The 22779-nt window shown below is 64.7% G+C and carries 28 protein-coding genes and 1 riboswitch; of the genes, 7 read left to right on the top strand and 21 right to left on the bottom strand.

The genetic code is table 11. The features are described 5' to 3' along the window. Positions 1–5 precede the first annotated feature (5 nt). A complete protein-coding gene (locus tag IVB24_RS32765) occupies positions 6–773 on the bottom strand; it encodes an SDR family oxidoreductase (protein ID WP_094977277.1) in 768 nt (255 codons plus the stop codon). A gap of 111 nt (positions 774–884) precedes the next feature. Between IVB24_RS32765 and IVB24_RS32760 the strand changes: the two genes are divergently transcribed. Both IVB24_RS32760 and IVB24_RS32755 read left to right on the top strand, forming a co-directional pair. Then, complete coding sequence (locus IVB24_RS32760) at positions 885–1382, top strand: molecular chaperone DnaJ (RefSeq protein ID WP_094977278.1); 498 nt, start codon at positions 885–887, stop codon at positions 1380–1382. Between the two features lie 61 nt (positions 1383–1443). Then, positions 1444–1998 (top strand): transposase, encoded by a 555-nt coding sequence (locus tag IVB24_RS32755; protein ID WP_247770488.1) that lies wholly within the window; start codon positions 1444–1446, stop codon positions 1996–1998. A 102-nt stretch (positions 1999–2100) separates the two neighbouring features. On the opposite strand, the gene IVB24_RS32750 is transcribed toward IVB24_RS32755, so the two are convergent. The 3 genes from IVB24_RS32750 to IVB24_RS32740 form a co-directional block, all read right to left on the bottom strand. Further along, positions 2101–2352, bottom strand: coding sequence for a hypothetical protein (locus IVB24_RS32750; RefSeq protein WP_166475960.1), 252 nt, complete (start codon positions 2350–2352; stop codon positions 2101–2103). A gap of 237 nt (positions 2353–2589) precedes the next feature. Continuing rightward, positions 2590–2850, bottom strand: coding sequence for a hypothetical protein (locus tag IVB24_RS32745; protein ID WP_094977280.1), 261 nt, complete (start codon positions 2848–2850; stop codon positions 2590–2592). Between the two features lie 152 nt (positions 2851–3002). Then, complete coding sequence (locus IVB24_RS32740; protein ID WP_094977281.1) at positions 3003–3386, bottom strand: RidA family protein; 384 nt, start codon at positions 3384–3386, stop codon at positions 3003–3005. 531 nt (positions 3387–3917) lie between these two features. Here IVB24_RS32740 and IVB24_RS32735 point away from each other — a divergent pair. Then, on the top strand, positions 3918–4352 hold the full coding sequence (locus IVB24_RS32735) for a hypothetical protein (RefSeq protein WP_094977282.1): 435 nt from the start codon (positions 3918–3920) through the stop codon (positions 4350–4352). A 122-nt stretch (positions 4353–4474) separates the two neighbouring features. Here the strand turns inward: IVB24_RS32735 and IVB24_RS32730 are convergent, their stop codons facing one another. Further along, positions 4475–5170, bottom strand: a complete 696-nt coding sequence (locus IVB24_RS32730; protein ID WP_247770487.1) for a glutathione S-transferase family protein — start codon at positions 5168–5170, stop codon at positions 4475–4477. A 66-nt stretch (positions 5171–5236) separates the two neighbouring features. Then, positions 5237–5887, bottom strand: a complete 651-nt coding sequence (locus tag IVB24_RS32725; RefSeq protein WP_247770486.1) for a glutathione S-transferase family protein — start codon at positions 5885–5887, stop codon at positions 5237–5239. A 175-nt stretch (positions 5888–6062) separates the two neighbouring features. On the opposite strand from IVB24_RS32725, the gene IVB24_RS32720 reads away from it, so the two are divergent. Beyond that, positions 6063–6500 (top strand): VOC family protein, encoded by a 438-nt coding sequence (locus IVB24_RS32720; RefSeq protein WP_247770485.1) that lies wholly within the window; start codon positions 6063–6065, stop codon positions 6498–6500. A 221-nt stretch (positions 6501–6721) separates the two neighbouring features. Here the strand turns inward: IVB24_RS32720 and IVB24_RS32715 are convergent, their stop codons facing one another. From IVB24_RS32715 to IVB24_RS32675, 9 genes are all read right to left on the bottom strand, one after another. Continuing rightward, entirely contained in the window at positions 6722–7264 is a 543-nt protein-coding gene (locus IVB24_RS32715; RefSeq protein WP_247770484.1) for a mismatch-specific DNA-glycosylase, read from the bottom strand. Positions 7265–7500: 236 nt separating this feature from the next. Next, positions 7501–7692 carry a hypothetical protein gene (locus tag IVB24_RS32710; protein WP_247770483.1) on the bottom strand — a complete coding sequence of 64 codons (192 nt, stop codon included), beginning with the start codon at positions 7690–7692 and terminating at the stop codon, positions 7501–7503. A gap of 124 nt (positions 7693–7816) precedes the next feature. Further along, a complete protein-coding gene (locus IVB24_RS32705; protein WP_247770482.1) occupies positions 7817–8374 on the bottom strand; it encodes a hypothetical protein in 558 nt (185 codons plus the stop codon). A 27-nt stretch (positions 8375–8401) separates the two neighbouring features. Beyond that, a complete protein-coding gene (gene thiC / locus IVB24_RS32700) occupies positions 8402–10300 on the bottom strand; it encodes a phosphomethylpyrimidine synthase ThiC (protein WP_247770481.1) in 1899 nt (632 codons plus the stop codon). A 24-nt stretch (positions 10301–10324) separates the two neighbouring features. Further along, the gene (locus tag IVB24_RS32695) at positions 10325–10933 is read right to left on the bottom strand and encodes a thiamine phosphate synthase (protein ID WP_247770480.1); all 609 of its coding nucleotides are present in this window, start codon (positions 10931–10933) and stop codon (positions 10325–10327) included. Further along, positions 10920–11702, bottom strand: coding sequence for a thiazole synthase (locus IVB24_RS32690; protein WP_247770479.1), 783 nt, complete (start codon positions 11700–11702; stop codon positions 10920–10922). Before IVB24_RS32690 ends, IVB24_RS32695 begins: the two co-directional genes overlap by 14 nt. Before the next feature lie 171 nt (positions 11703–11873). Next, the gene (gene thiS / locus IVB24_RS32685) at positions 11874–12071 is read right to left on the bottom strand and encodes a sulfur carrier protein ThiS (RefSeq protein WP_247770478.1); all 198 of its coding nucleotides are present in this window, start codon (positions 12069–12071) and stop codon (positions 11874–11876) included. Then, on the bottom strand, positions 12062–13084 hold the full coding sequence (locus tag IVB24_RS32680; protein ID WP_166475951.1) for an FAD-dependent oxidoreductase: 1023 nt from the start codon (positions 13082–13084) through the stop codon (positions 12062–12064). Before IVB24_RS32680 ends, thiS begins: the two co-directional genes overlap by 10 nt. Further along, positions 13072–13200, bottom strand: a riboswitch (TPP riboswitch). Its footprint overlaps the gene before it by 13 nt. Before the next feature lie 134 nt (positions 13201–13334). After that, on the bottom strand, positions 13335–13880 hold the full coding sequence (locus IVB24_RS32675) for a lytic transglycosylase domain-containing protein (RefSeq protein ID WP_247770477.1): 546 nt from the start codon (positions 13878–13880) through the stop codon (positions 13335–13337). A gap of 238 nt (positions 13881–14118) precedes the next feature. Here IVB24_RS32675 and IVB24_RS32670 point away from each other — a divergent pair, with 238 nt between their 5' ends. Further along, positions 14119–14319, top strand: coding sequence for a hypothetical protein (locus IVB24_RS32670; RefSeq protein ID WP_140480913.1), 201 nt, complete (start codon positions 14119–14121; stop codon positions 14317–14319). A gap of 1 nt (position 14320) precedes the next feature. On the opposite strand, the gene IVB24_RS32665 is transcribed toward IVB24_RS32670, so the two are convergent. Together IVB24_RS32665 and IVB24_RS32660 are read right to left on the bottom strand one after the other, a co-directional pair. Then, positions 14321–15646 carry an ATP-binding protein gene (locus IVB24_RS32665; RefSeq protein ID WP_094977294.1) on the bottom strand — a complete coding sequence of 442 codons (1326 nt, stop codon included), beginning with the start codon at positions 15644–15646 and terminating at the stop codon, positions 14321–14323. Between the two features lie 14 nt (positions 15647–15660). After that, a complete protein-coding gene (locus IVB24_RS32660; RefSeq protein WP_094977295.1) occupies positions 15661–16431 on the bottom strand; it encodes a response regulator in 771 nt (256 codons plus the stop codon). Positions 16432–16611: 180 nt separating this feature from the next. Here IVB24_RS32660 and IVB24_RS32655 point away from each other — a divergent pair, with 180 nt between their 5' ends. Next, a complete protein-coding gene (locus IVB24_RS32655) occupies positions 16612–17184 on the top strand; it encodes a hypothetical protein (RefSeq protein WP_247770476.1) in 573 nt (190 codons plus the stop codon). A 217-nt stretch (positions 17185–17401) separates the two neighbouring features. After that, complete coding sequence (locus IVB24_RS32650) at positions 17402–17926, top strand: PRC-barrel domain-containing protein (protein ID WP_247770475.1); 525 nt, start codon at positions 17402–17404, stop codon at positions 17924–17926. Positions 17927–17992: 66 nt separating this feature from the next. Here IVB24_RS32650 and IVB24_RS32645 read toward each other — a convergent pair whose 3' ends face one another. The 4 genes from IVB24_RS32645 to IVB24_RS32630 form a co-directional block, all read right to left on the bottom strand. Then, the gene (locus IVB24_RS32645) at positions 17993–18820 is read right to left on the bottom strand and encodes an ABC transporter permease (protein ID WP_247770474.1); all 828 of its coding nucleotides are present in this window, start codon (positions 18818–18820) and stop codon (positions 17993–17995) included. After that, a complete protein-coding gene (locus IVB24_RS32640; RefSeq protein WP_247770473.1) occupies positions 18817–20079 on the bottom strand; it encodes an ABC transporter permease in 1263 nt (420 codons plus the stop codon). Before IVB24_RS32640 ends, IVB24_RS32645 begins: the two co-directional genes overlap by 4 nt. Before the next feature lie 223 nt (positions 20080–20302). Beyond that, positions 20303–21361 (bottom strand): ABC transporter substrate-binding protein, encoded by a 1059-nt coding sequence (locus IVB24_RS32635; RefSeq protein WP_247770472.1) that lies wholly within the window; start codon positions 21359–21361, stop codon positions 20303–20305. Positions 21362–21404: 43 nt separating this feature from the next. Then, positions 21405–22514, bottom strand: coding sequence for an ABC transporter ATP-binding protein (locus IVB24_RS32630; protein WP_247770471.1), 1110 nt, complete (start codon positions 22512–22514; stop codon positions 21405–21407). Positions 22515–22779: the final 265 nt, after the last annotated feature.

Raw genomic sequence — 22779 nt, 5'->3', positions numbered from 1 at the left:
GGCCCTCACACCGTGCGGTAGCCGCCGTCCACCATCACGATCGTTCCCGTGACATAGGCCGACAGATCAGAAGCGAGGAAGATCGCGGGACCCACGATATCCTCGGGCTTGCCGGTGCGCGCCAGCGGGGTGTGGTCGACGAAGGCCTGCACCAGTGCCGGATTTGTCGCGCGCACATTGGCGTTGATGTTGGTCTCGATGAAGCCCGGCCCGATCGCGTTGACGCGCACGCCTTCCTTGCCGAGCTCGGCCGCGAGCGCCTTGGTGAAGCCGAGCACGCCGTGCTTCGAGGTCGTATAGGCCGCCGAGCTCGGCGTGCGCAGATGCACGAAGGACTGGATCGAGCCGATATTGACGATGCGGCCTTTGCTCGCGCGCAAGGGTGCGAGGAAGGCCTGCGTCACGTTGAAGACGCCGTTGAGGTTGAGCGAGATGATGTCGTTCCAGTCCTTCGCCACCGTCTCGGTCTCCGCGGTGAAGGCGTTGCGGCGGGTGATGCCGGCATTGTTGACGAGGATCGAGACCTGCCCGACCTTGTCGGCGACCTGTTTGGCCAGCGCGAAGCAATCCTCGCGCCGGGTCACGTCCAGCGCAAAACTCTCGGCCCTGCCGCCCGCCTTGCGGATTTCCCCGGCGGCCTCCGCGACGGTGTCGGCGTTGACGTCGAGCAGCACCATTTGCGCGCCCTCGCGGGCATAGCCGGCGGCGATGGCGCGGCCGATGCCGGAGCCGGCCCCGGTGACGACGGCGATATGGTTTGCGAGCAATGCCATGACATATTCCTCCCGATTTCGTTTCGAAGTTTCATGAAACGCTAACTCGAAATTAAGGGGTCGGAAACGGCAGCCTTGGCATACTGATCCTCATTGCTAAACGTTGCGCGCATGATGGAACGGCTCGACACCCGGCTCGACTCCTGGAAACCTGCCCTCGAACGCCTGCGGTCGGCGCATTCGGCCGATTGGGCCGAGGCGGGGCGGCTCGTGGCCGAGATCGCGCGGATGAGCCCGGATGCCACGCTGCGCCAGGCCGCCGAGCAGGCGCTTCCGGTGCTGCGCCAGGCAGTCGACAATGACGATCACGGCGTCACGCTGGCGGCCCAGCGCCGTCTCGGTGTGGTGCTCGAAGTCGTTCATGATCTGACCGCGCCGCGCTTCGGCCGCCGCAACGCCACGCCGAAACAACTGTCCAGCGAGGATCGCGCCCGCAAGGTGCTCGGCCTGCCGCTTTCGGTGCAGATCACCTGCGAGGACATCAACCAGGCCTATCGCCGCGCCGCCAAGGGCATGCATCCCGACCGCGGCGGCAGCGCGCAAGCCTTCATCGACCTCGCCGCCGCACGCGACCTCCTGATCCATCCCGGCGCGCATAAGGACGCGTGAGACCTGATGTGCTATCCTGTAGCCCGGATGAGCGAAGCGACATCCGGGACAGGTCTCGCCAATGGTTCTGTACCGCAGAAACTTTCTTCCCGGTGGCACTTACTTTTTTACCGTAACGCTTGTCGATCGACGATCCAGCGTGCTCGTTGAAAATGTCGACGCCCTGCGCAATGCCTTTCGGACCGCTCGGAGGGAACGCCCGTTCGAGCTGGATGCGATCGTGATCCTCCCGGATCATCTGCACGCCGTTATGACGCTCCCGCCTCACGATGCTGACTTTGCAGGACGTTGGCGCAGGATCAAGGGACATTTCAGCAGTGCGCTGCTTCGCGACGGTGTCGAGATAACCCGCCATTCCAATGGAGAGCTAGCCTTGTGGCAACGACGCTACTGGGAGCACACGATACGCGACGGAGGCGATTTCGCTCGTCATATCGATTACGCGCACTTCAACCCGGTGAAACATGGTTACGTCCGGCGGGTCTGCGATTGGCCGCATTCGTCGTTTCACCTCTATGTCCGGAAAGGGATGCTGCCGGAGGATTGGGCGGGCGAGAACGGCGAAAGCAGGGATGGGTTCGGTGAACGTGCTGAGGAAGGCCGCCTGGAAGGATAGGCTGGATCCCGGATATCGCTTCGCTCATCCGGGCTACTAAATCGAACGGGCAAGGACGCATGCCCGCGTCCTTGCCCGCTCTTCGTCCGCCGATAGATTATTTCACCACTTGCAATGGCCGTTCTTCAACGCGGCATCCTTCACTGCGAGTGCGTCGATGAAGGTCGGCACGGTGGCGCTGGCGCGATGATAGCCGGCCGGCCACGGCGTGGTCGGGATGCTCTCGTCCCAGATCTGGCACAGGCCGGTGTCCTGCCAACGGATCAGGTGATAGCTGGCCTGTGCAGGGCTCGCCGCGACGAAGGCGGTGACGGCAAGGCCGGCGGCAGCGCACAGCACGGAAATACGACGCATGATCAGCTCCTCAAATGAATGGTGTGATGCGCCTCCCGGCAATCACGGGGAGGGCTTGGTGCCGGACGCTTGGGGATGCGCGCCGGACAAGATGTGAGTAGGTCCGCGTGCAGATCAGGTTCAAAGCGCGCGGACGGGAAATAGCTGATTTCGGCCGGAAAACGCGCGGTCCCGCAAAAGAAGAAGGCGGGCCGCTCGCGCGACCCGCCCTCGAAATCCGGTCCGTTGCTAAAGCTCTCAGAGCGTGCAGCGACGCTCGGCGCGCAGCTTGATCTGGACGTCGGACGCGGCCTGGAAGGTCGGGAGCGGCTTGCTGACGACCTTGTAGGTCGACGCGCCAAACTGGAACGGCTTGTACTTCAGGTCTTCGTTCCAGACCTGGCAGATGCCGGTGTTGTCCCAGCGGATCACGTAATAGCCGACGGCCGCCGACGCGGGCACGGCAAAGACGGAAGTGGCGATGCCGGCAACGGCACAGAGGGCGAGAACGCGACGCATGAAATATCTCCTTGAGGGAAAGTAGGATCTCGAAATTCGTGCGGTAAAAGCAGGTCCTTTGCAAGCCGGGGAGCTGCCGTTCACGGACATGTCAGCTGTTCCCCGGGCATTTGGTTGGACCGCGTGCCCGGCAAGCCACACGCGAAGGCCGCTCACTTCGCCAGCGAGGCCACCGCCTCGATCTCGATCAGCATCTTCGGATCGGGCAGGGCCTGCACCACGCAGGTGGTGCGCGCCGGGTAGGGCGGCGGGCCGAAGGCGCCCGCATAGAGCGCATTCATGGCGGCGACGTCGGCGGCGCGGGTCAGGAGCACGTTGACCTTGGCGAGGTCGCGGATGCCGGCGCCGGCCTCGTCCAGCACGCGCTTGATGTTGACGACGACATTGGCGAACTGCGCCTCGAAACTCTCGGGCAGCGCGCCATTGGCGTCGAAGCCGGGAATGCCCGAGACGAACAGGAGATCGCCGACGCGCGTCGCGAACGACAGCGGCGGCGCCTTGACGTGCGGCGGGGGCGCGAAATGCTGGATCGGCATGGGATCACCTCGAACAGTGTTCTCGTGGTCCATGAGCGTAGCGGCAGGCGGGGGAGGCTCAAACCAAAAAATGCGAAAACAACCCCATGCACAGTAGGGATCATGCGGAAATCATTGGGTTTTTAGAATTCGGAAACGGCAAAAAATTCGAGTTGCTCCGTCGGGCAATACAGGGGCATGATTGCATCATGTCGGGGTGCATGGTTCGTCTCTCAACGCATGGCCGCATATATGGGAACCGAGGTCTCTGCGGCCATCCTTCGAGACGCCCGCTTGGCGGGCTCCTCAGGATGAGGGCGGAGTATGCGGCGGCAGCTTCCGCGGGATCGGTGCCAGTTAGCCTCATCCTGAGGAGACCGCTGCAAGCGGTCGTCTCGAGGGATGAGGCGCCTGCTCAGACCGCGAGGGGCTCGCGGGGAGAGCGATTGCCCGCCACGCGCCTCACCCATCATGTTGCCGCCCCGATCCATCCTGTACATTCGCTGCGTCTGATTCGAATCCTCCCTTGAAAAATAGCCCCCGGAGACACCCATGAAGTTCGCATCCACTTGTCGCGCCGCGCTGGTCGCCATCGCCGCCCTGGCCGGCCTCTCGACCTCGGCGCTGGCCGACGGCGGCACCGTGGTGCTGACGATCTACAAGGCGGGCTGGATCATCGGCGGCTCCGGCGGCTCGGGCACGCTGAACTTCCGCGGCCGTTCCTATGCGCTGTCGACCGGCGGGCTCGACTACGGCCTGGTGTTCGGCGGTTCCAAGACCGTGCTGCGCGGCCGCGTCTCCAACATCAACCGTCCCTCCGACGTTGCCGGCGTCTATGGCGCCGCCGGAGCCGGCCTCGCGATCGGCCGCGGCGCCCGCGCCATCGTGCTCTCCAACCAGAAGGGCGCCGTGCTCGAACTGTCGGGCTACCAGACCGGCCTGATGGCGAATGCGGATCTGAGCGGGCTTGCGATCACGATGCGGTAGGCGCAGGTCGCGTAGGGTGGGCAAAGGCGCGCAAGCGCCGTGCCCACCATCGGTGCCAGTACGACACGAAACAGTTGGTGGCGCGCTTCGCTTTGCCCACCCTACGAGATACGAAGCCCGGACTACGATCCACTCACCGCTGCGTGAATCCGCTCGCAATGCGCGACGAGATTTGCGTGCGCGTCGACGAAGGCCTTCAGCGGGGTCGGGATCGGAAAGTAGTAGATGTTGGCGATGAAGCCGTAGATGCCGGCATCGACGCTGGTGGACCGCTCGCCGTGCACGAAGCCTGTCGCCGGTACGATCTCGGCCAGCACCTGCAAATCAGCGAGCCCTCGCGCGTAGGCTTGATCGGGCGTGTAGCGGCCGATGCCCTGATAATGATAGCGCTGTGAATTGTACGCCTTCGCCTTCTCGAATCCTTTCGCATCGATCTGCGGATGCTGCGCGATGAAGCCGTCGCGGAACGCCGGATAGAAGCGATCGTCCTTCCAGCGCGAATACGACATCACCCAATAGAGGTCGTCGAGCATGCGCGTGACGAAGTGATTGGTGCGGCGCTGCTCCGCGGATAAATCGGCATCGATGGTCAGGCGATATTTCGCGATCGCATGCGCGATGATGGTCTCGCTATCGCCGATGATCTCGCCGTCGTCGACGATATAAGGCAGCTGCCCGCGCGGCGCGGTTGAGGCATCGAAGACGTGCTCGTGCACGAACGGCACGCCGGCGAGCTTCAGGAACGCGTAGACCTTGAGGCCGTAGCCGTTGTTGTCGGCGACGCCGAACAGTTCGGGATAGGAGTAGAGGGTCAGCATGGGACGCTCCTCTGCGTTGGGGGCAGCATGCAGGGGAGCCGTGGCGGACGCAATGAGGGAGTGCCCCTACGAACGCGACGCCGCGGCGAACACCGCCAGCTGCGCATCGAACGCCCGCCGGAACGCCGGCCGCGCCTCGCCGCGGGCGACATAGGCGGCGATGTCAGGATATTCGTCGAGCAGGCCCGATGTGTGCAGCCGGCGCAGCACGGTCACCATCATCAGATCGCCGGCGCTGAATGCACCGTCGAGCCAGTCGGCACCGCCGAGGCGGCGGGACAATTCGCCGAGCCTGATACGGACGCGATCCCTGAGCATCGGCAGGCGCTCCGCGTACCAGCTCTTGTCGCGCTCGAACAGCATGGCCATCCCGAGCTCGACGATCGGCGGCTCCAGCGTGCTCAGCGCGGCAAACATCCAAGCGATCGCGCGGCTCCTGGCATTGTCCTCGTCAGGCAGCAGCCCGGCATGGCGCTCCGCGAGATGCAGCACGATCGCGCCGGACTCGAACAAGGCGAGGTCGCCGTCCTCATAGGTCGGAATCTGCCCGAATGGATGCAGGGCGAGATGGGCGGGTTGTTTCATCTCGGCGAACGAGACGAGGCGGACATCGTAAGGCTGCCCCACCTCTTCGAGCGCCCAGCGCACCCGCATGTCGCGGGCCTGGCCGCGCCCGCGATCGGGTGAGCTTTCGAAGGCGGTGATGGTGGGGATCATCGGGGGGCTCCGGGGTATCAGGTGTCGCATTCGAAGGACGGATGGCCGGCGCGGGTTCCGACAGCGGACGCCGTAAAAAATCCTGCGCCCGTGTCGGAACACCGTTCCGCCGCACGTCCTTGGAGCGATGATGCGGACGTCGCGCGTCCCGCCCCGAGGCAAAAGGAATGAGTTCATGACGTCCATCACGCCGTTTCTCTGGTTCGACAACAACGTGCCGGCGGCCGTCGCCTTCTACAAATCGGTGTTCCCCAACGCTGAGGTCGAGACCGTCAGCGACTTCATGGCGGTGTTCGAGCTCGAGGGCCAGCGCTTCCACGCGCTCAACGGAGGGCCGCAATACCGCTTCAACGAGGCCGTGTCGTTCTTCATCAGCGTGGAGACGCAGGCGGAAGTCGACTATTTCTGGAGCCGGTTGATTGCGGACGGCGGTGAAGAGTCCCGCTGCGGCTGGCTCAAGGACAAGTTCGGCCTGTCCTGGCAGGTAGTGCCATCGGCGCTCGGCCGCTATCTCGGCGACCACGATAGGACCAAGGCCAACCGCGTCATGCAGGCGATGATGGGGATGCGGAAGATCGTGATTGCGGACCTCGACAAGGCCTATGCAGGGTGAGGACCGACGGTGCCGTAGGGTGGGCAAAGGCGCGCTCGTCGCGCGCCGTGCCCACGCACTGCCGGGACTCACGGACAAATCGTGGGCACGGCGCTGACGCGCCTTTGCCCACCCTACGAAGCTCGACCCTCATGGTGAGGAGGCGCGAAGCGCCGTCTCGAACCATGCAGGCCCGCATCTCGCCCGCGGCCATCCTTCGAGACGACCGCTTTGCGGTCTCCTCAGGATGAGGTCTGTGGGCGTTGTGCGTCGAGTGCAGCGATCCACGCAGCAAGCTCCCGCCACGGCTCCAGCGTCCAATGCCCGGACGCCGCGCCCGATGGCGATGGCAGCACGAAGATCTCCGGCAAGCTCTCATCGCGCGGCTGTCGCCCCAGCGAAATCGCAGCAGACGGCCGCCCGTAAAACAAGCTCGCCGCCTTCTTGCTCGTGAACGCAATCGTTCGCGGCTGGTACTTCTCCATCTTCGCTCTGAAGGCCGGCACGTCGATCGTCTCCGCCGCGATCTGGTGATCCATCCCGGCGCCCGACTTGGACAAATCAGTGAAGCCGATCCCGAGTTCGAGCAGCGATGCGAACTCGCCCGGCTGATAGCGCCGCGGCGTGATCCCGGCCTCATGGATCGCGCGCCAGAAGCGGTTGCCGGGATGGGCGTAATAGTGCCCGAGCTCGGCCGAGCGCGTCGAGGCGGCGGTGCCGACGAAGACGAGGCGGAGGTGGGGGCGGAGTTGGTCGGGGAGGCGGTGGGATCGCACGTCAGTCATTCGCAGCCGTAGCCCGCATGAGCGAAGCGATATGCGGGACGACAACGGCCCCGGATGTCGCTGCGCTCATCCGGGCTACGCGGGCTTCGACCCTCATGGTGAGGAGGCGCGTAGCGCCGTCTCGAACCATGCAGGCCCGCATCTCGCCCGCGGCCAACCTTCGAGACGACCGCTTCGCGGTCTCCTCAGGATGAGGATTGAGTATGTGGAGCGTTCAACGGAGTAATGCAGGATCATCAGATCCTGCGCGCCGCCGGCCGCGGCAGCTCGTTCGCTGAACCCCAGCTCGCGACCCAGTTCTTCACGTCGTCGAGCGGAACGGTTGCGCGAGTCTTCTTGAAATCATCCAGCCGACGGCGGTTCTCACCGATGTCGGGGCCGGCGATATCGACCACGGAATCAAGCAGCGCGACGGCTTCCGCGAGCACGGCCGCGACCCTGCCCGCGCTCGTCGGCCATCTCGCGCAGCCGCGCATCGATGTCGGCGTCGATATCCAGCGTGCGGCGAATGATGTTCATGCCATTAACCCACCCCACGTACTAGCAGCTTCCTCAAGATTTCGGGACAACTTCACGCGCTCTGCTCGTGTCGGCTTGGTAAATTGCGTCGAGGCATTGCCCGTTTGAGAGGTCGAGTTTAAACGGAACCCAGGCATCCTCGATCGGAGTCCATGCCTCGCCAGATAGTTCTAGCCCGCATCTCGTGAGATTGCGAAAGCCGTCCCAGGAAATTCGCGGACTGTTCCATTTCGTATTGTCTGCAGCGATCGCGCAGAAATCGACTATGCTGCGAAACACAACGAACTTCTCTTCTTCGAGAACAAAGATCTCCTCGATTTGAGACCCAATACGGTCGCGCAAGCTGCGAGTCTCGGGATCAACGATAACGGCTTCCCCCATCGCGATAACGATTACATCGCTTCCATTTGGATGATTCAGAACCGAATTGAATCTGGTCAATCCCCCAAGAAAATTACCGACCCACGGCTCCGAATCCGATGGATAAAAGCGAACAACTTGGCCCTCGCGCCACTCGCGAGGGCCGTTCTCGGTGAATGATACGGCTGGGGGGGCGTATGGCGGTAATCCGGGTAGGACTTCAAACCGCATATTGAGCACGCCGAGTTAGAGCGCCCCTCACAACACCCGATTGCTCTCCTTCACCTTCTCCGCATCCAGATACACGCTGCTCCCCATCTCCTTGAACTTCGCGCTCATCTGCTTCATCCCGTCCTCGGCTGTCCCGCTCATCGACATCCCCACCGCCGCCGGATCATTCAGCGTCGCCGCATAATCCCGCACATCCTGCGTGATCTTCATCGAGCAGAACTTCGGTCCGCACATCGAGCAGAAGTGCGCGACCTTGTGGGCTTCTTTCGGCAGGGTTTCGTCGTGGAAGTTCTTGGCGGTCTCGGGGTCGAGGCCGAGGTTGAACTGGTCGCTCCAGCGGAAGTCGAAACGGGCGCGGGAGAGGGCGTCGTCGCGGAGCTGGGCGGCCGGGTGGCCCTTGGCGAGATCGCTCGCGTGGGCGGCGATCTTGTAGGTGATGACGCCGACCTTGACGTCGTTACGATCAGGGAGGCCGAGATGCTCCTTCGGCGTGACGTAGCAGAGCATGGCGCAGCCGAACCAGCCGATCATGGCCGCGCCGATGCCGGAGGTGATGTGGTCGTAGCCCGGCGCGATGTCGGTGGTCAGGGGTCCGAGCGTGTAGAACGGGGCTTCGCCGCACTCCTTGAGCTGCTTGTCCATGTTGATCTTGATCTTGTGCATCGGCACATGGCCGGGGCCTTCGATCATGACCTGGCAGCCCTTGTCCCACGCGATCTTGGTCAGTTCGCCGAGCGTCTCCAACTCCGCGAACTGCGCGCGGTCGTTGGCGTCCGCGATCGAACCCGGGCGCAGGCCGTCGCCGAGCGAGAACGAGACGTCGTACTTGCGCATGAGATCGCAGATCTCGTCGAAATGCGTATAGAGGAAGCTCTCCTTGTGATGCGCCAGGCACCACTTCGCCATGATCGAGCCGCCGCGGCTGACGATGCCGGTGACACGGCTGGCGGTGAGGTGGATGTATTGCAGGCGCACGCCGGCATGGATGGTGAAATAGTCGACGCCCTGCTCGCACTGCTCGATCAGCGTGTCCTTGTAGAGCTCCCAGGTGAGCTGCACGGGATCGCCGTTGCACTTCTCCAGCGCCTGGTAGATCGGCACGGTGCCGATCGGCACCGGCGAGTTGCGCAGGATCCATTCGCGGGTGGTGTGGATGTTGCGGCCCGTCGAGAGGTCCATCACGGTGTCGGCGCCCCAGCGGATCGCCCACACCATCTTCTCGACCTCTTCCTCGACCGACGACGTCACCGCCGAGTTGCCGATATTGGCGTTGATCTTGGTCAGGAAGTTGCGGCCGATGATCATCGGCTCGAGTTCCGAGTGGTTGATGTTGCAGGGGATGATGGCGCGGCCGCGCGCGATCTCCGAGCGGACGAACTCAGGGGTGATGAAAGCGGGAACGGAAGCGCCGAAGCTTTCGCCGTCGGCGAGCGCTGCTTCCGCGCGCTCGAGCTGCTGCCTGCGGCCGAGGTTCTCGCGGGCGGCGACGTAGATCATCTCCTTGGTGATGATGCCGGCGCGGGCGAATTCGAGCTGGGTGATCTTGTGGCCGTCGAGGCCGCGCAGCGGCTGGTGATAGGCGCTGAACGCGCGCGCGGCCTTGTCGGTGGAGACGCTGCCATTGTCCTCCGGCTTGATCTGCCGGCCCTGATATTCCTCGACGCCGCCGCGCTCCAGCACCCATTGCTTGCGGCCGCGGGGCAGGCCGGCGTTGACGTCGATCGTCACGGACGGATCGGTGTAGGGGCCGGAGGTGTCGTACACCGGCAGGTTCGGCTCGCCGGCGCCTTCGGACAGGATGATCTCGCGCAAGGGCACGCGCAGATCGGGCGCGGCGTCGGGGGATGCGAAGATCTTTCGCGAGGAGGGCAGCGGGCCGGTGGTGACGGCGGGGACGGTTTTGTCGGGGTTGGAGCGGATGTTCATGGGATCCTCCGGTGTATTTCTGGTTCAGGCGGCTTTGGCGGAATCGCCAAGCCATTGTTTGACCCGCGCATCCGGGTCGGCATTCTGGGTGACGTCGCTGACCACCGCGATCGAATCCGCGCCGGCGGCGAAGATCTCCGCGGCCTGCTCGAACTTGATGCCGCCGATCGCGACCAGCGGGATGGTGCCGATGCGCTTCTTCCATTCCGTGATCTTCGGAATGCCCTGCGGCTCGAAGCGCATCGATTTGAGCGTGGTGAAGAAGATCGGGCCGAGCGCGACGTAGTCGGGCTTGGCCTTGAGCGCGGTTTCAAGCTCGGCGTCATCATGGGTGGAGATGCCGAGCGAGAGGCCGGCTTCGCGGATCGCCTCGAGGTTGGCCTCGGCAAGGTCCTCCTGGCCGAGATGCAGATATTTTGCTTCGGCGACGATCGCGGCGCGCCAATAGTCGTTCACGACCAGCTTGGCTTGCGTGCCTTTCGTGATCGCCAGCGCGTCGGTGACCATCTGCAGGGCCTGCCCGTCGTCGAGATCTTTCGCGCGCAGCTGGATGGTGCCGACGCCGAGCTTTGTCAGGCGTTCGACCCAGGCGAGGCTGTCGACGACGGGATAAAAGCGATCAGGATACGGCATGCCAGAACGGTGTCCCAACGACAGGGGTGGAGGGGGAGGCGAAGTCGCGGGCGTTCATCAGCCCGGCTTCATAGGCGGTGCGGCCGGCATCACAGCCGAGACGGAAGGCGTTCGCCATCGCGACGGGATCGGCGGCCTTGGCGATTGCGGTGTTGAGCAGCACGGCATCATAGCCGAGCTCGAGCGCCTCGGCTGCGTGGCTGGGCGCCCCCAGGCCGGCGTCGACCACCAGCGTGATGTCGGGCAGGCGCTCGCGCAGCAACCTCAAGGCATCGCGATTGGTGATGCCTTTCGCGCTGCCGATCGGAGCGGCCCACGGCATCACCACCTTGCAGCCGGCGTCAACCAGACGGTTCGCGACCGAGAGATCCTCGGTGCAATAGGGGAACACGTCGAAGCCGTCCTTGATCAGGATGCCGGCGGCTTCGACCAGGCCGACGACATCGGGCTGCAGCGTGTCGTTGTCGGCGATCACCTCGAGCTTGATCCAGTTCGTGCCGAACAATTCGCGCGCCAGCTTTGCGGTGGTCACGGCCTCGCGCACGCTGCGGCATCCCGCGGTGTTCGGCAGCACGGTGACGTCGAGCTCGCGGATCAGCTTCCAGAACGCATCGCCCGACTTGCCGCCGGCGGATTCGCGGCGCAGCGACACCGTGACGATGTTCGAGCCTGAGGCGCGGATCGCGGACTGCATGATCGCAGGCGAGGGATAGAGCGCGCTGCCGATCAGCAGGCGGGAGGCGAAGGTTTTGCCGTAGAAGGTCACCATGGGTGAGGTGTCTCCTTGATTGACGCTGTCAGCCCAGATGTAGCTGTCATCCCCGCGAAGGCGGGGATCCAGTACGCCGCGGCGGAGCGGCTGGAACCGAGGGGCCACGGCGTGCTGGATCGCCCGGTCAAGCCGGGCGATGACAGGGGTGTGTTTGGTGCGATCATCACCTCACCCTCCCTGCCGCGGCGTGATGATTTCGATCTCGTCGCCGGCCTTCAGGCACGTCTCGGCCCAGCGGCTTTTCGGCACGACGTCGTAGTTCAGCGCGATGGCGAAATGAGTGCCTTCGTAGTCGAGCTCCGAGAGCAGCGCGTCGACGCTGGCCGCATTGATCTCGCGTTGCTCGCCGTTGACGATCACGCGCATTGCATCACCTCGTTGTCGATCTGACCGCGCTGGACGTATTGCAGCGTCAGCTCGGCGAGCGCCGGCGCGATCAGGAAGCCGTGGCGGTAGAGGCCGTTGACGGAGATCGTGCTGCCGCGAATGCCTATGCGCGGAAGGTTGTCGGGAAAAGCCGGGCGAAGCCCCGAGCCGAATTCGACGATGCGGGCCTCGCCGAACGCCGGATGCACCGTGTAGGCCGCGCCCAACAATTCCAGCGCGGAGCGGACGCTGACGCCGGTGTCCTCGGTCTCGATCGAAGTCGCGCCCAGCATGAACAGATTGTCTTCGCGCGGGATCACGTAGAGCGGCCAGCGCGGATGCATCAGCCGCACCGGGCGCGCAAGCTGCACTTCAGCTGTCTCGATCAGGATCATCTCGCCCTTGACGCCGCGAAGTTCGGGTTGTTCCTCGCGGGCGCCGAGGCCGCGGCAGTCGATCACGATGCCGTCGGGATCCCCAGCGAGATCGCTCACGGTGACGTCGCTCGAGAATTTGATGGTGCCGCCGGCGGCGCGGATGCGATCGTGCAGCTGCGGCAGCACGCGGCGGGGCTCGACATGGCCCTCGGCCGGGAAGAACAGCGCATCGCGAAAGCGGCCCTCCAGCGACGGCTCGAGCGCGGCGAGGCCTGCGGCATCGAGCCGGCGGTGGTCCTCGGTCATGCGGGCAAAACGCTCGAAATCGTTGCGCTCGCGCGGATGTGCCACGACCAGCGAGCCGTTGAACGGCGTGTCGGGCAGCTCGCGCCTCCAGAGATCGAGCGAGCGCAGCCCGAGGCGGCTGATGATGGGTTCGGCGACCTCGGCCTCGCAATAAGGCGCGAGCATGCCGCCGGCCCAATGGCTGGTGGCATCCGTCATCGCTTCGTCACCGCGCTCGTGCAAGGTCACGGCATGGCCGGCCTGCGCGAACAGCAGGGCCTGCCAGGCTCCCGCAATGCCTGCGCCGATGATGGATACCGGAGAGTCCGGTCGCTTGGTCGTTTGCAACATCCCTGTCCCTTCGCCGGCATGACCCGGATCAGGTTCAAAGGGTCACCGCGGTCCTGGGCGTTATTGCCCATTTAGCGGTATCTCAGCTCCTCCTCGGAGCACCCCTCGGAACGGCTCTAATGTAGGACAGCGGGGCGGGGTGGTCAACGCGTTAACGGTCGTCCATGCCCGGGCTTGTCCCGGGCATCCACGTTCTTGTTATCGTGCGAAAGGTCGTGGATGGCCGGGACAAGCCCGGCCATGACGGCGATTACCGACCGGGAACTTGCGCCCGCGCGTTGCGGACGCGCTGGGCCAGCTTCCTGTGCGGCACAGTGCCGAACATCGGCTGCGGATTGCCGTTCGGCTCGAGCCAGACCTGGGAATTCGTCTCGTTGCTGGCCTGCTGCACCATCTTTTGCCGCTGGCGCTTGGCGGCGTAGTAATAGCCGCCGGCGAAATAGCGCACCGCCCGGGCGTGGTCGCCATTGGCGGCGCGATAGGCGCCGGCAAGGTATTTCACGGCGTAAGTGAGATTGGTGTCGGGATCGCGCAGGCCGGCGGCATCGCCGGTGTAGCCGACCCCGCGGGCGGTCGCGAGCTTGATCTGCATCAGCCCGATGGTGCCGCCGCGGCCGACGAGGTGCGGCTGGTAACGGCTCTCGCGCATGATGACGCGGTGCACCAGCGCTTCCGGCACGCCGTTGGCGCGGGCATGGGCCGCGACCATCTCGGCATAGTCGGCTTCGCCGGCGAAGGCGGCCTGCGGCAATGTCAATCCGGCCGCGAGCAGCGCGGCAATGCGCAAAAATTTCATCAGATATTCCTGAGGTCCTATGAGTGACCTGCGCCCGATGGCCGATAGGCCTGTCGAACGCGGCGATGATGTGACCAAACGCCGCCGTTAACGATTTGGCGGCGCCGAGCCGTTGTTACGACTCAATGCCGGGATACGGGTTCCCTCAGGCGGATGCCCGCTCGCGGCAGCAAGGCTGTCTAGTCGCGCGGGCCCGCGAAAGCGAGTAGGAAGCGGTTGGCAAATCGGGAGAGGTGCCATGACAAAAGCAGTCCTCAGTGAGACCCCCAGGCAAAACCCCTGTGCCCAATGCGGCACGCCGATCCCGCGGCCCGACTGGATCGAGCCGGGTGAGGGGCGTGTCTCCTATCTCTGGACCTGCCACGCCTGCAATTATCGCTTCGAGGCCGTGGCGATCTTCGACGAGGCGGCGATCGAGCACCCGCCGCTCGCGGCGTGAATTAGGCCGCCGCCAGCCGCGGCTGCTGCCAGAGCGGCAATTGCATCCGCACGATCAGTCCATGGGGGCTGCGGTCGTGCAGCGACAGCTCGCCGCCGTGGGCGATCGCGATCGCGCGCGCGATCGACAGGCCGAGCCCGAAGCCCGTGGACTCGTCCATGGTGCGCGCATCGTCGCCGCGCACGAACGGCTCCAGCATCTCCTGCTTGCGCGCGTCCGAAATGCCGGGGCCGTCGTCCTCGACGTCGATGACGAGCGTGGTGTGCGATATGTCGAGGCGGATCGTCACCTCGGCGCCGAACCGCACCGCGTTCTCGACGAGATTGGTGATGCCGCGATGCAGATCCTCGGGCCGCGCGGCGGCGGTCGCGGACGCCGGCCCGTCGTAATGCACGACATGGCCCATGTCGCCGAACTGGTCGGCGACGAGTTGCAGCGTGCTGGCGATGTCGACCAGCGTCACCGCCTCGACCTTGCGGTCGTTGCGCAGCAGCGACAGCACACTTTCCAGCATCGATCGCATCTGGTCGAGATCGATCAGCATGCGCTTGCGGTTGCCTTCGTCCTCGATGAACTCGGCGCGCAGGCGCAGCCGCGTGATCGGCGTGCGCAGATCGTGGCTGATCGCGGCCAGCATCCGGGTGCGGTCCGACATCAGCCGCGCGATCCGCTCGTGCATGCGGTTGAGCGCACGCGCCACCGAACGGATCTCCTCGGGGCCGCGCTCCGGCAGCGGCTCCGCTCCGCCGTCGACGCTGAAATTCTCGGCGGCCTTGGCGAAGGACGATAGCGGCGCCGCCAGCGCGCGCGCCGCCCACAGCCCGAGTACGCTGACGCAGATGAAAGCGGTCATCAACGCCATCAGCCACGGGCCGCCCCAGAACCATGGCCGCGGCCCGCCCTCGACGCGTCCGGCGATCATGGTGCCGTCAGGCAACTCGACGCCGACGCGCGATCCGGTACCGCTCGGGGTCAGAAGCACGGCCTTGTAGTCGCGCCCGAGATGACGGCGCATCCCGTGCAGGTGCTGGTTGTCGTTCTCCTCGACGCTTGCTGAGCCGGGCGCGAGGATTTCGATGCCGAGCTTGGGGAAGGCGCGCGCGAGATCGGCGACGAGGCGCGGACGCTCGCCGGCCTCGGCCGAACCGAGCAGCAGCGCGGCATCGGTCAGCTGATGCGCGTCGTCCGGCGGCGTGTCGGAGCGGTCCGGCCGGCTGATCAGGAACGCGGTGGTGACGACGAGATGGAGCGCGACGGTCGAAGCCAGCACCAGCGCGGCGATCTGCCCGCCGATTCCCTTGAGGTGAAAGAACCCGAACGACTTCATCGTCGGCGTCCCCTTCAACTGCTCAGGGGCGCCGCAACCACTTCAGTGCCTGCCGTCAGAGGGCTCGCAGCCTGCGTTCTCGGCGTGAACAGATAGCCGCCAGAGCGGACCGTCTTGATGAGGATGGGATCGGCCGGATTGGGCTCGATCTTGCGGCGGATGCGGCTGACCAGCACGTCGATGGACCGTTCGAACGATCCGGTGTTGCGCCCTTGGGTGAGGTCGAGCAGGCTGTCGCGCGACAGCACGCGGCCGGGCCGTTCGCAGAACGTGCGCAACAGATCGAATTCGGCGCTGGTCACCGCGACGCGGGCGCCTTCGGGATTGCGCAGCTCGCGCAGGCGCAGGTCGATGCGCCAGCCTTCGAACACGAGCGTGGAGGCGCCTTCGATCGAACTGGCCGCTCGAGCCGCGGCCTGGCGGCGCAGCACCGCGTTGATGCGGGCGAGCAGTTCGCGCGGGTTGAACGGCTTCGGCAAATAGTCGTCCGCACCCATCTCGAGGCCGACGATACGGTCGACGTCCTCGCCGCGCGCGGTCAGCATGATGATCGGCGTCTGCGCCTCGGCACGCACCTTGCGGCACAGGCTGAGACCGTCTTCGCCGGGCAGCATGACGTCGAGGATGATCAGGTCGATGCGATGATCGGCCATGGCGCGCGACATCTCGCGGCCGTCGCTCACGGCGGTGACGTTGCAGGCGTTGTTGCGCAGGTACTTCGCAATCAATGTCCGGGTTTCGCGATCGTCTTCGACGACCAGGATGTTGGGATTGGGAATGGCCATGCGCTTTGTTTGTCCAAGATTCGGGCCAAATGGCGAAGATTTTTGTTTCGGATTGTTTCTGACTGGCTTTCCGCAACAAACGGCAATCGCCGGGTCGCGGAGCGGCAAGGTCTCGTTAAGGCCGTTAACCATACCGTGGCGTGGTCCGCGACGAAACCCCGCAAAATCCACGGAGCCATCATGACCTCGATTTCGGCGGCCTCCGCCGGCAACCACCAGTCGCCGCTGCAGCGTCTGCAGCAGGAATTGCAATCGGAAGTGTCCGCCGGCACGATCTCGTCGTCGGACCAGTCGGCGCTCTCGACGGCACTGACCGACATCGACACCGCACTCCAGCAGAGCCGGTCGAGCGACCAGTCAAGCGGCACGCGCCCCTCCAAGGACGACGTGCAGGCGAAGATCGACGATCTCATTTCGAACCAGGTGTCGAACGGGACGCTGACCTCGGATCAGGCCGAGGAGCTGAAGAATGTGTTTCAGTCCGCCTTCGCGGGCGGTCCGGGCGGGGCGGGCGGCCCCGGTGGTGCAGGCGGACCTCCGCCCGGTCCGCCGCCGGACGACAGCTCTTCGGATTCGGCGTCATCCACGGACTCGACCAGCAGCACGTCGACCGATGCCACCACGGCCGAGATTCTCCAACAGTTCCTTCAGGCGCTGCAGCAGTCGCAATCGTCGAGCTCGTCCTACGGCGCCAGCGGCGGCTCGTCCGGCAATTCCGACTTCTCCGCGCTTCTGATCGACTACAAGAGCTGACCCTGAGCGACGCGGGTCGGCGCGGGTCCTCGCCGCGATCGAGCTTCACCCAGGGCGCATGATCGCAGGCGGGGAACCGTGCGTTACTCAGTGACGCAGGAACAGTCCCTGCGACGGTCCTCGTGCCCGCATTGCGCACGAAATTGCCGCACGAAAGGAACTGCGCGTGATCAGCGCTGTTCTCTCAACACGAGTTTCTTGTGAAGGAGAGGACAACATGTTGATGAAATCGATCGCTGCCGGCCTTGCCGGTACCGCACTGTTCGCCACCGTTGCGTTCGCGCAATCGCCTGCGACCACCGACAAAGCCCCGACCGCCGTGACCAGTCCGACGGTCGCGACATCGGCCACAGGCGAGTGGCGCACCTCGAAGATGGACGGCGTGAATGTCTATAACGACGCCAACGAGAAGATCGGCGCGATCAGCGATCTGCTGATGGACAAGAGCGGAAACGTCAAGCTCGCCGTGATCGGCGTGGGCGGCTTCCTCGGCATGGGCGAGCACATGGTGGCCATCCCATTCGAGAAGCTGAAGTTCGTCAACGAGCCCGTGGCATCGACCAACACCGCCGCCAGTACGGCGAACCGGCCGGCGTCAACCACTACGACGACGGGCGCTGCCACGACCAGCACGACCACGAGCACGTCTTCCAAGGCGTCGAAATGGTATCCGGACCACGCCGTGTTCAACGCGACCAAGGACGAGCTGAAGAACATGCCGGAGTTCAAGTACACGGAGTAATGCGGCTCGCGTGACCAACTGAACGAGGCGCGCCCGGTTTTCGCCGGGCGCGCTGTCGCGTCGTCTCTATCCGCCACCCTTGAGCCGTTCGTTGCGCCGGCGCAAGCCTTCCAGCGTCGCGAGGAGGATGACCGACACCGTCGTCAAAATGACCGCCGCGGCCGTGATGGTCGGGCTGATGTTCTCGCGGATGCCGCTGAACATTTCGCGCGGCAGGGTGCGTTGTTCCGGACCTGCCATGAACAGCACGATTACGACCTCGTCGAAGCTGGTCGCGAAGGCAAACAGCGCACCCGAGGCGAGGCCGGGTAGGATCAGCGGCAGGATCACGCGGCGGAACGCGTAGATTGGCGAGGCGCCGAGCGAGGCGGCGGCGCGCGCCAGATTGGTGTCGAAGCTCTGCAGGGTCGCGCCGACCGTGATCACCACGAAGGGCGTCGCCAGTGCGGTATGGGCCAGGATCAGGCCGAGATAGCTGCCGGTCAATCCGATCGGCGCGAAGAAGAAATACAGGCCGACCGCGGTGATGACGCCGGGGACCACGACCGGGGACAGCACGAACGCGAGCACGAGCGGTTTGAACCGGCTCTTCCATTGCGCGAGGCCAAGCGCGGCCAGCGTGCCGAGCGCCATGGACAGCGCCGTCGAGGCGACGCCGATGATCATGCTGTTCTTCAGCGCGTTCATCCAGCGCGGCGAATTGATGAAGTCGTCGTACCAGCGCAACGACAGGCCGGGCAGCGGATAGGTCAGGTACGAGCCCGAGCTGAAGGACAGCGGCATGATCGCCAAAATTGGCGCGATCAGGAAGATGAACACCAGCGTGGAGACAATGATGGTTGCGGTCCACGCAATGCGCTGGCTGGGCGTTCGGAGGGAGGCATTGTCGCTCAATTTTTCATCCCTCCCGTGACCTGCTGGCCCTGCACCAGCTTGCCGTAGACGAGCGCCAGCAGAAGGGTGGCCAGCAGCAACACCGCCCCGAGCGCCGAAGCGAGTCCCCAATTGGCCGTCTCGGTGGTGTAGAGCGCGATGAAATAGCTGATCATCTGATCGGCGGCGCCGCCGACGAGTGCGGGTGTGATGTAATAGCCGAGCGCCAGGATGAAGACGAGCAGGCTTCCCGCGCCGATGCCGGGTAGCGTCTGCGGCAGGTAGATCCTCACGAAAGCGGTGACCGGTGGCGCGCCAAGCGAGGCGGCGGCGCGCATGTAGGCCGGCGAGATCGCCTTCATGCTGCTGTACAGCGGCAGGATCATGAACGGCAGCAGCACGTGGGTCATCGCCACGCAGACGCCGAAGCGGTTGTAGATCAGGCGCAACGGCTCGTCGATGATGCCGAGCCAGTGCAGGCTGTCATTGACGACGCCCTTGCTCTGCAGCAGCACGATCCAGGCGCAGGTGCGGACCAGCAACGATGTCCAGAACGGCAGCAGGACGAAGATCATCAGCAGGTTCGATCTGGCAGGCGGCAGCGTCGCCAGCAGGTAGGCCACCGGAAAGCCGAGCATCAGGCAGAGGACAGTGACGCTGAGACTGATGACGAAGGTGCGGGTGAAAACCTCGCGGTAGATGGCCTGGTCCGGCGGTGCTGCGATGATCGCACCATCGACGTTCCGCATCAGGTCGAGCGCGGACAGAAGGAAGAAGCCGGTCACGGGACCGCCAGCGTCCTTGATCGTCGTCCATGTCGCACGTTCGCGCCAGGCCGGATTGATCTTGCCCAGCGTCTCCTTCGCGACTCCTCGCTCCGGCGCGGCCTTCAGGTTGCGTGCCGTGCCGGTCAGGATCGTGCGAAAGCCGTTCAGCGTGTAGTTCAGCCGCTTGGCTGCGATCGCGATGGTGCCGGCGGCGCGCGCCGCCAGGACGTCGCTTGCGAGCGCAGCGAAGGCGTCTTCATTCGGCAGGTCCTTGCCGTCCCAACTGGCGAGAGCCGCGACCGTTTGCGGCAGAACCTGGCGCACCTCCCGGTCATCGACCGCGCGGCACAGCATGCCGGCGATGGGGCCTGCGAAGGTGAAGAGCAGGAAGACGAGAAGCGGCAGCACCAGCGCCAATGCCTTGACCTGGCGGGCGCGCTCAGCACGCCTCAATCGGCGCTTGAGCGGCACTTCGGTCGGCGCATCGGCGCCGGTCAGGGACGTGGTCGTCATGACGTGAGCCTCTTTGACGAGAGGCCAGAGCAAGCGCCTCGTCCTTCGAGACGACCGCTTCGCGGTCTCCTCAGGATGAGGCTCTTCGACGACGGTGCCCGTAGAGTCACTGCCACAAACTCAGACCTCATCCTGAGGGCCCGCCGTAGGCGGGCGTCTCGAAGGATGCGCCGCGGGCGCGCTATCTGCCACGTCTTTGCCTCAGCGCCCGTCTGGCCGCACGCTATTTCGCGGCCCATTTGTTGAAGCGCTCGGTCAGGCGGTCGATGTTCTCGAGCCAGAAGGCAACGTTGATCTCGACCGCGTTCTTGATGTTGTCAGGCGCTGTCGGCAGGTCCTTCAGAACGGCGGGGGCGAGCTTGGCGGCTGCGTCCTTGTTCGAGGTGCCGTAAGAGATATTCTCCGACAGTTTCGACTGGTTCTCCGCCTTGCCGACGAAGTCCAGGAATTTGTAGGCGGCGTCCTTGTTCGGGCTGCCCTTGAGGATGACCCAGCTGTCGAGCGTGAACAGCGCGCCATCCCACACCATGCCGAAGTTCTTCTTCTCGTTCTTGTTCGCGGTGTCGATGCGGCCATTGTAGACCGAGGTCATCGTCACCTCGCCGGAGGCGAGCAGTTGCGGCGGCTGGGCGCCGGCCTTCCACCAGACGATGTCGCCCTTGATGGTGTCGAGCTTCTTGAAGGCGCGCTCGATGCCCTCGTCGGTCGCCAGCACCTTGTAGACGTCCTTCGGCGCGACGCCATCGGCCATCAGTGCGATCTCGAGCGTGGTCTTCGGGCCCTGACGCAGGGCGCGCTTGCCCGGAATCTTTTTGGTGTCGAAGAAGTCGGCCCAGCCCTTCGGGCCCTCCTTCAGCTTGTCCTTGTCGTAGCCGAGAACGAAGTCGTAGAGGATGGCGCCGACGCCGCAGGGATTGACGGACGGCGGGATGTAGGCGGCCTCGCCGCCGATCCTGGTGTAGTCCAGCTTCTCGAACAGGCCTTCCTCGCAGCCGACTGCGAGTTCGTCGCTCTCGACCTGGACGACGTCCCAGGTGGCGGCGCCGCCTTGCACCTTGGCGCGCAGCACGCCGACGCCGCCGTCCCAAGACTCGTCGTTCATGGCAATTCCGGCCGCCTTCTTGAACGGCTCGAAATAGACCTTCTTCTGGGCATCCTGATAGGCGCCGCCCCACGACACGATCGTGAGATCACGCGCCTGCACGACCGTGGCCAGCGCCGCGCTGGCGGCGAAGGCCGCGGTGAAACCCAGAGCAATCTGGCCAATCTTGCGCTTCAGCATGGTCCTTGTTCCTTCTTCATCTGCGTTGAGTTCGATCGCTGGATCAGACCGGATCGAGGGCGAGGCAGTCCTCGGGGCGAAAGGTGACGAACACGTCTGCACCATGTGTCAGGCTGTCATGCGCGCCCGGCTGAAGCTTGACCATGAATTCGGCATTCCCCGAGACATCGAGCACGGCCAGCGCGTGGTCGCCGAGATAGATGGTGTTCTGCACCTTGGCCGGCAGCCGGTTCGGTCCGTCACTGGAGCTGCCGTTCGGGACGATGGCGATCCGCTCCGGCCGTACCGACAGGGACGTCGACGCGCCTGCGCCTGACACATTGATCGCCCGTGCGGTGACGGTGCCGCCGCCAGCCAGCGCGACGCGGCAATAGTCCTTGTCCACCGTCTCGACGGTGCCGGCCAGCACGTTGTTCTCGCCGATGAAATGGGCGACGAAGCTGTTCACCGGATGCTCATACAGCGCGTCGGGCTTGTCGATCTGCTGCACGATGCCGTCGTTGAACACGGCGATGCGGTCCGACATCGTGAGCGCTTCACTCTGATCGTGGGTGACGTACACGACGGTGATGCCCATCGTCTCGTGCAATTGCTTGATCTCCAATTGCATCTGTTCGCGCAGGCGCTTGTCCAGGGCGCCCAGCGGCTCGTCCATCAGCACGAGCTGCGGATTGAAGACCAGCGCGCGGGCCAATGCCACGCGCTGCTGCTGGCCGCCGGACAGCTGCCCCGGCCGCCGGTGCGCCAGGGTTTCCATCTTGATCATGCGTAACGCCGAACCCACGCGCTCCTGCACGTCCGCCTTGCTCGTGTTGCGAACGGATAGCGGGAAGGCGATGTTCTCCGCGATCGTCAGGTGCGGAAACAGGGCATAGTTCTGGAACACCATGCCGATGTCGCGCTTGTGCGGCGGCATATTCTTGATCGGCCGGCCAGCGAGGTAAATCTCGCCTTGGGTCGGAACCTCGAAGCCGGCCAGCATCATCAGCGTGGTCGTCTTGCCCGAGCCCGAAGGGCCGAGCAAGGTGATGAACTCGCCCTTCCTGATGTCGAGATCGAGGTTCTTCACCACGAGATGCTCGCCATCATAGGTCTTCTGAATGCCGGAAAAGCGTACCAGTGCCGGCGCAGGCGTGACCATGCCGGCTTCCATGTTGACCTCGACTTGCCGCTACAATGCTGTCAGCACCCTCGTTCGAGGTTGCCGAGCGGCAGCTTAGCAGCCTCGGGCGAGAATGCCAGCGGTGCGCGAGGGAGGGGCATTCGCTTCCGGTGCGCATATGACAAGCGGCGGCAGCTGCGCGCACGCCTCGCCCTTCGAGACGGCGCTGACGCGCCTCCTCAGGATGAGGCTGATGAGCATGCGTGCCCGTCGAAACTGGTGCCGCACATTCCGTCCTCATCCTGAGGGCCCGCCG

The sequence above is a fragment of the Bradyrhizobium sp. 192 genome, assembly GCF_023100965.1.
In the GTDB taxonomy this organism is placed as follows: Bacteria; Pseudomonadota; Alphaproteobacteria; order Rhizobiales; family Xanthobacteraceae; genus Bradyrhizobium; species Bradyrhizobium symbiodeficiens.
This window is presented reverse-complemented; position numbering and strand designations above follow the sequence as displayed.